The organism is Hyella patelloides LEGE 07179, from assembly GCF_900659865.1.
Classification (GTDB): Bacteria; Cyanobacteriota; Cyanobacteriia; order Cyanobacteriales; family Xenococcaceae; genus Hyella; species Hyella patelloides.
The window spans coordinates 1-4,150 of the sequence record NZ_LR214167.1; the positions used below are offsets into that span (position 1 = coordinate 1).

The 4,150-nt window shown below is 36.1% G+C and carries 4 protein-coding genes; 1 reads left to right on the plus strand and 3 read right to left on the minus strand.

What is annotated here, in order from left to right:
- Window positions 1–405: 405 nt before the first annotated feature.
- Complete coding sequence (locus H1P_RS31445) at window positions 406–621, minus strand: hypothetical protein (protein ID WP_186376257.1); 216 nt, start codon at window positions 619–621, stop codon at window positions 406–408.
- A 290-nt stretch (window positions 622–911) separates the two neighbouring features.
- Between H1P_RS31445 and H1P_RS31450 the strand changes: the two genes are divergently transcribed.
- Window positions 912–2,081, plus strand: a complete 1,170-nt coding sequence (locus tag H1P_RS31450; protein WP_144875145.1) for a ParM/StbA family protein — start codon at window positions 912–914, stop codon at window positions 2,079–2,081.
- Between the two features lie 531 nt (window positions 2,082–2,612).
- On the opposite strand, the gene H1P_RS31455 is transcribed toward H1P_RS31450, so the two are convergent.
- Together H1P_RS31455 and H1P_RS36820 are read right to left on the minus strand one after the other, a co-directional pair.
- Window positions 2,613–3,395 carry a PCI domain-containing protein gene (locus H1P_RS31455; protein WP_186376258.1) on the minus strand — a complete coding sequence of 261 codons (783 nt, stop codon included), beginning with the start codon at window positions 3,393–3,395 and terminating at the stop codon, window positions 2,613–2,615.
- Window positions 3,396–3,764: 369 nt separating this feature from the next.
- Window positions 3,765–3,917 (minus strand): hypothetical protein, encoded by a 153-nt coding sequence (locus tag H1P_RS36820; RefSeq protein WP_186376259.1) that lies wholly within the window; start codon window positions 3,915–3,917, stop codon window positions 3,765–3,767.
- Between the last annotated feature and the right edge of the window lie 233 nt (window positions 3,918–4,150).

Consider the following 4,150-nt stretch of genomic DNA (forward strand, 5'->3'; position numbering starts at 1 on the left):
TGCGCGGGGATGGGGAGACTTCAACCAACCATAGACAACTGTTGGCAGCAAAATCTCAAACCAGAAAAGTCTCCCCTATCCACCCCCGCGCCGACGTAAGTGCGCGACCGAAGGAAGTCCTTTAGGGCAAGGGAACGCGCACCAAGACGGACATTAAAATTTACGAACTTCGGAAGTAATGAGTAATAAGTAACTCGTCAATGAGTTTTTTGATTAAAATACCACCAAAAAATGTGAGGGGCTGACACTGCCCTTCTTCGGGCGGTGCAGGGGATGCCCCGTCTTAACGTTAATATGTAACGCTATATTGTTATTTTTTTAGATAATAGCGATCGCTATAAGTTGTAAAATCTTATATAAAACTACTATTGATTAATTTCGGCTCAAAGAGCGATCGCTTTTTCTTCAAAATTCTCTATACTGATATTTAGCTGCGATTTCTCTCGCTTTTTCAATATCTTTGATTGCTCCTTCAATATCATTTCCAATTTGATACTTAGCTAATCCTCTTGCATAATATCCATGTTCATCTTTTCGATGATTTTTATCACTAATTGTTGCGGTAGTTCTAAAGATGTAAGGACGCATTGTAGTGATGAATAAAATACCAGATTGCCCCAATATGATTTTCAACTATTGTTGTTTTTAAGGAAACGGAAGTTTGCCAGTTTTACAAAGTATAAGCTTTATTAGAATTACCTTATTGATAATTGCTCATAGTTGTTGATTATGAGCAATTTTTGTGTTATGAATACTAAAATTAAAGAAGGAACAGCATGGGAAATTTCTACTCGATCTACTATTTCTATACACTTTAGACTTATTTTCTTTCTAAAAACTTTAAAGGAATCTAGTTTGGACTCATTGTATAGTTAATCTGAGGTATCGAGAAGCTAAACTAATTGAATTTTATGACAGAAATAACTGCTGTTATTGACTTGGGCAAATCTCTAGCAAAAACTATATGGACTGTTGATTCAAGTAGTAAAAGAGAAATTCTCTTTTTAGAACCAGAGATCGTTAATTTAACAGCAAATGACATTGCCAATACCAAAAGAGAAAATGCTGACCCAGAGAGAGATGCCTGGTTAGTGTTGCCAGATGGTAGGGGAGAAGCATTCGGATTTATTACTCGCACCTCTAGCTATCGCAATCGTCGGAAGTTAGGGCAAGATGAACTCAAAACCGTAAATGGAGTCAACAGATGTTTGGCAATTCTGGGTTCTATTGCCGAACGAGCAGGAGTCGCTGACTATAAAGATAACGATGAGAGCAATTTATCTGTTCCACTGAATAAAGTTACAGAGTTTTCCGTGACCCTACGTATTTTATTACCTCTAAGTGAGTGGTCTACTAGTCAAGAATTCAAAGACAATTTACTCGACGCTTTACAATCGGGGTTTAATTTTCGAGGTGTGCAGTATCGAGTCCAGGTACAAACATTAGAAGTTACAACCGAAGGTTCAGGACTTCTGAAAACAAGGCAGTTACAATTGATTAATTCAGCCTATCGCAATCGAGCGATTAGTTGCTTAATCATGGGTCACTATAACAACAGTTTGTTTCTCTACGAAGGTGGACAACAGATAGTGGCCGATTGTAGTTCTAATGGATTTTACCAATTAGTTGACACGATCGTCTCCCAGACTGCTTTGGATTCTAGTAATGTAGCTAGTGGCGATTTAACTCAAGCAATTTATGAAGCAACGAGCGATTCAACTCTAGTTCAAGCATTACTTTGGCAGAAAGTTAAAAGCAGAAAACAACTTCAGCAACAGGTCAACCAAGCTGTTGAAACTATTAAGAGAACCCGTGCTGAATTTTGGGAATCTATAGTTGATTGGATTTACAGAACGCTAGGACCAAATTTTCTCAAGGTAAATGAAGTGTTAATTACGGGTGGTTCTTCCCGCTTTTTTCAACATAATATAGAAGAGTTTTTTGGAGATTCCGACATAGATATACTTTGGTCTTGTCAACTCAATAAGTTAGTAAGTCGTGATTTTAATATACCTGCTGAGGATAATTTATCCTATCGTCTGAGTGATGTTTATGGAGTTTTTAACGACCTTATCACATGATATTTGAGCAGAATAATTTGGAGTGACATCTTAAATAATTTCCGCGATTATTATTCAACCTACTATTTTATTATGGTTGATTTTTCCTTGGCTAGAGATTTTGTTTATACCAATTATCAAAAATGAACACACACATTTCAAGCTTATTTCTTATTAACAATTAATTATTCAAACCTTTATATTTATTTACTTTTGAATTCTGAATTTTGAATTCAGAACGCATTCCCAAGGAAATGCTCACCTAGCAAACATTGCGTACTAGTTCCTCTTCTCTGCGACGAAATCATCCCCGAACCGAATGCTGACCAAGAAAGCGATCTCGCCGTTGGCGAGGTGCGTTGCGGACAGCCTGAAGGGCTGGCGCGAAGCGATCGAGGGTGAAAAGTAGTACTAAGTAACTTGTGGTTTCTATTGGGAATTACTATATTTGTTATTCTTTAAATTCGGAGAATGACAGAAGAGGGATTAACTGATATCTCTTAGCTTCAGAACCGAAATTAGACAACATTAGCTGAAGCGTATAATTTAAATTTAATGGCAATGTTTGTCCAAACGTGCCTGAATCCTTCTTTTGAGAAAGCTGCCTTCATCTTGAGTATCAACATAATCATCAAGATAATCTATTTTATCGACTTTGGTTAAATCTCGCTGCTTCAATAATTTTTCTTTCTCTGCCACTGCTTCGGCTAAAGTTGGTTTTTGCTTCGGAGCAATTGGAGGAAGGCTTTCGGCTGTCTCTCCCTGATTAATAATATCATTGTGGCTTGGATTCAGTTTTACCGATTTACTTTTTGGTAAAGTCTTAATACCTGCAATATTGTGAAAAGTGTTACTGGCATTGACGATTAACTCTATTATCTTCAGAAGATTAGCACTATTTTGCTGATGAATGGCGATTTCTCGATCTTTATGATTTATTCTGTATTTTTCTTCTAGAGCTTCAAGTTCTAAATTATATTCGCGCTTGAGACATTTTTCCACTTCTGTTCGATTAGCTAAAGCTGAAACTTCTATATGAATAACAAGAGTTCCACTTGATTTGTTCTCTATGGCTCTAATTCTTAATTCAAACTTTCTTTGTAGCTTTTGAAATGAGTTCAGAAATGCTTGCCAGTCTATACCATCAGAAAATACCCAGTAAACAGATTTATTCCAACCAAAATTACTATTCAAACGATATCTATAACACCTTTGTTTTACAGAGTCTTCTTTACATTCGACTATTTTATAACTGATGAGCTTTTGAACTACTTCTGTCACCTCAGTTTCATCTAAATTCAGCTTCTTGGCAATGCTTTTATAGTCGATTAACATCCAAAGTTTAAAATTTAATTGCTGTAATATTACGGTTATTATCCTAAGTTCAAAACTTGAGAGTAAATCAGTTGAAACTATCTCAGTCCAAAAATCAGCAAACATAGAATACAGCTAGTTAATAAATCTAAAAACTCCTTGCAGTAAGCGTTGTAGGAAGATTTTAAAAGGATAATTGCTTCATAACTTATTTCCCTACTATCATAATATTAATATAAACGCTTGAAACTTTTGTTTTTATGAAGTTTTTAGGAATTTTAGGCAGAGAATAAGTCGAAATTATATAGCTAAACCGCATCTACTTTGAAAACCGTAGTTTTTCTTCTTCAGGTTATTACTCATTACTCATTACTTATGAACAACCAACAACTAAACCAAAAACTTCCAGGCTTTTATTAAATTACCTTGCATTAGTGCAGCGACTCCTTGTAAGGTTTTTACTTCGGAAATGTTGGGGTTAATGGCTTCTGCTTTGTTTAATGCTGTGTTTGCTAGTTTGGGTTGCCAATCGTAAAGATACACAAATGCTAGATAAGCATAATTATATGGATTATCTGGAGCTATTTGAGTGAGATTTTGCCAAGATGTAATTGCCCCTTTGACATCTTGCTGTAATACCTGGGATAATGGGTAGGATACGATTTATACTCGGACTGGGCGTATGAAAACGGTGCGTTTTGTTTACAGGCTAACCTGGGTTGGGCGATTCAATTAGCAGCAGAAACAGCCAGACTAAATGGAGATGAAACGGCTTA